Annotated in this window: 3 protein-coding genes; 2 read left to right on the forward strand and 1 reads right to left on the reverse strand. The window is 68.7% G+C overall.

What is annotated here, in order from left to right; all coding sequences use genetic code 11:
- The coding region (locus GXY85_03500) for a hypothetical protein (GenBank protein NLW49893.1) at positions 1-609 on the forward strand (609 nt) is incomplete at its 5' end.
- Positions 610-774: 165 nt separating this feature from the next.
- Here GXY85_03500 and GXY85_03505 read toward each other — a convergent pair.
- The gene (locus GXY85_03505) at positions 775-1728 is read right to left on the reverse strand and encodes a sulfatase-like hydrolase/transferase (protein NLW49894.1); all 954 of its coding nucleotides are present in this window, start codon (positions 1726-1728) and stop codon (positions 775-777) included.
- A 70-nt stretch (positions 1729-1798) separates the two neighbouring features.
- Between GXY85_03505 and GXY85_03510 the strand changes: the two genes are divergently transcribed.
- Positions 1799-2787 (forward strand): hypothetical protein (locus GXY85_03510; protein NLW49895.1); only part of this gene is annotated, 989 nt, incomplete at its 3' end.

Below are 2787 nucleotides of genomic sequence, written 5' to 3' on the forward strand. Positions count from 1 at the left end.
GCCGAGCGCTGGCTGTATGAGCGGCTGCGCGCGCTGGCGTTCACCGGGCCGGGCGAACTGGGCTGCGAGGACCATCTGGGCAACCGTGCGACGTTCGCGCAGTGCGTCTGCACGGGCGCTGCAGGGGCCGTGCAGGCGTTCCGTTTTGCGGAGCTGCAGGCCGAGTTCCTGTGTCCGGAGGCGTCGAGTGCACCGGCGTGGGGGAGCGTGCCGGCCGCGCCGGGCTTCTACGCGGGGTCGGTGTGGGAGCAGCAGTATGAGGCGGGCGGGGTGGCCCTGGGACACCACGCCGAGGGCCTGCGGATGGAGATGCAGCGGGGGTGGCCGCTGCGCGAGATACCTCGGGCCAGGGGCGCTCGGTCGCGCGGACCCGTCAGCGGCGCGGTGATCCGCCTCGTGGTGACCTCCCATGCCACGGTAACCGCAGAGCACCTGGCCCGCTACCTGGAGGTGCTGGCGCGCGAGATCGGTGCCTGCCCGGTGGACCTGACGGGCAACGGGCACAGCTACGCCGGCTGCACGCTGGAGAGCCTGCGCCCGGCGCACACGGACCGGCGCTGGGGGCGGTTCACGGCGGAGTTTGTGCAGGAGGTGGACTGCGATGGGTGACGACAACGGCAGATGCCTGGGGCGGCGGTCCGTGGCTTGCCCGCCGCGTTCGGGCGGGCGGGTCGGGTCGTCGGTGTGGCGGCGCCGCCAGCGCCGCGTCCGTGTCTGTCCGTGTGGCGGCGCCGCCGGCGCCGCGTCCGTGTCTGTCCGTGTGGCGGCGCCGCCTCAAGCCACGTGGGAGGGAGCCCTGACATGCGCCAGGCCACAGACATAGCGGAACAGCCCCGTCAGGTCGCCCAGCCCCGGCGCGCCGACGATGGGCACGTCCCAGCAGTGTTCCCGCGCTGGTCCGTGTTTGGACCAGCACCCGTGCTCGCCCAGGCAGTAGCCGTTGTCGCTGACCAGGATCACGTGCGTGCCCGGCGGCACGGCGTCCAGCACGCGCCCCACCTGCGCATCCAGGAAGCGCACCGACGCGCGATAGCCGTCCGTCACGAGTTGGGCCACCTCGGGCGTCATCTCCGTCAACTCCGGCATGGTGCGCGCAAAGGACCGGTGATCACCGCCGATTCCTTCCGGGTTGACCCGCCCCGGATGCCAGTAGCGAGCCGGAGCCGTATAGGGCTTGTGTGGCGAACGGAAGCCAACTGCGATGAACCAAGGCGGCTGGCTTTTCTGCATCTGAAGGATGGTCGCCGTGGCACGGTGCCAATCGTCGTAGGTCGAGTCGGGGACATCAAGCCGCTCGTACAGCTTGCTCCAGAAAGCGCCGCCATCGGCATGCGCAAGACCACCCGGATTGCGAAGTCGGGTCCCCCAGCCGACATCTTCCGATGCGTGGTGTTCCACCTTGCCGATGCCGACGGTCCGATAGCCGCTCTTCGCCAGGTAGCGCGGCAGCGTCAGAACGTCTGCTGGAAGCGGCGAGTGATTATCTGTCGAGCCATGCTGTGCAACCGGCAATCCCGTGAGCACGGAAGCACGCGATGGCGCGCACAGGGGCATCGCACAGCGACCAGTCGCCACGTGGCCGATCCGGCGGATGTTCGGAACCTCGACTCCCCCGAAGTCCGGGCGCAGATCGTCGGCGATCATGAGCAGTATGTTGGGCCGCTCGGACGGGCCCGTTCGGCGGCAGCCGAACGCCGGCAGCAACGCGCCGCCCGTCAGCGTCGTCATAGCTCCCAGGAACGCACGTCGTGTGAGTGCCATAGCAACTGGATTGTAGTGCTCCGGAGGTCGCCAGTCAATGCCTAAGAAAGCCTACGACGATGCGGTGGAACTGGACCCGCTCGGGAACATCTCAGGAAGCGGCGAATATGACGTCGAGGTCCGGAACCTGGACCGCGACGTCGACGCCTGGCTCTATTGGGACGAAGGCGCGGGGGGCATCGGCGACTTCGAGCATCAGTGCTACATGCGGCCGATCACCGCAGGAAGCCTTGCGCGGACCTCGCATTTCTGGTGCATCGCCAACATCGTTGAGGACGTCTATTTCTGGGCGGTCAACAGCTCCCAGGCAATCGAGTGCAACTACGCTTTCAAGTCGGCCAATCCGAACACCTTTGCCCTGATCAATCGCGAGACCGGGGAGAGCACCGAGTGGGATAACGGCGGCGCGGGAGTGGCACAGGACGCCACCTACCACTTCACGTTCGACCGCCCCACGGCGACGACCGTCCGCGCGCGCATCTACTCCGACGAGGCCCGCACCACGCTGCTGGCCACGCTGTCCGTGACGGTGGACGCCGGGCGCTCCTGGCGCTACCTGTTCGCCGTCAACAGCGTCAACAACGGAACGACGGGCCGGGAGGTGAGCTTCGATTGCGGCGACTACTTCGTGGCCGATCCGCCCACGACGACCACCACCACCACCGCTGCCCCCGGGCCGACAACCACCGCCGCGCCCGGGCCCGCCTACGGCGTCGAGGTGGACGTCTACGTGAACGACGCGCTTGCGCCCGACCTGGTCGTGCGCACGATCCGCGCCTCCTACGTGCGCCCCTGGCAGGCCGAACTGGAATGGCCCGGCCGCCACGACGATCCGCCGGACGTGCGCCTCTGGGATGAGGTGCGCATCGAGGACGACGCCGGCAACGTGCGCTTCGACGGCTTCCTCACCGGCATCGAGCCCGGAGGCGTCGACTCCGAGGGCGTCCGCTACACGGCCTCCGACCGCCGCTTCATCCTCGAAAACGAGCCCGTCCGCATCAACGGCCGCGGCTACTACCTCTGGAA

The organism is Candidatus Brocadiaceae bacterium, from assembly GCA_012728835.1.
Taxonomy (GTDB): Bacteria; Planctomycetota; Brocadiia; order SM23-32; family SM23-32; genus JAAYEJ01.

Excerpts from the sequence above, each read along its gene's own strand:
- GXY85_03505 (NLW49894.1), bottom strand. The coding sequence starts at position 1,728 with ATGACGACGCTGACGGGCGGCGCGTTGCTGCCGGCGTTCGGCTGCCGC.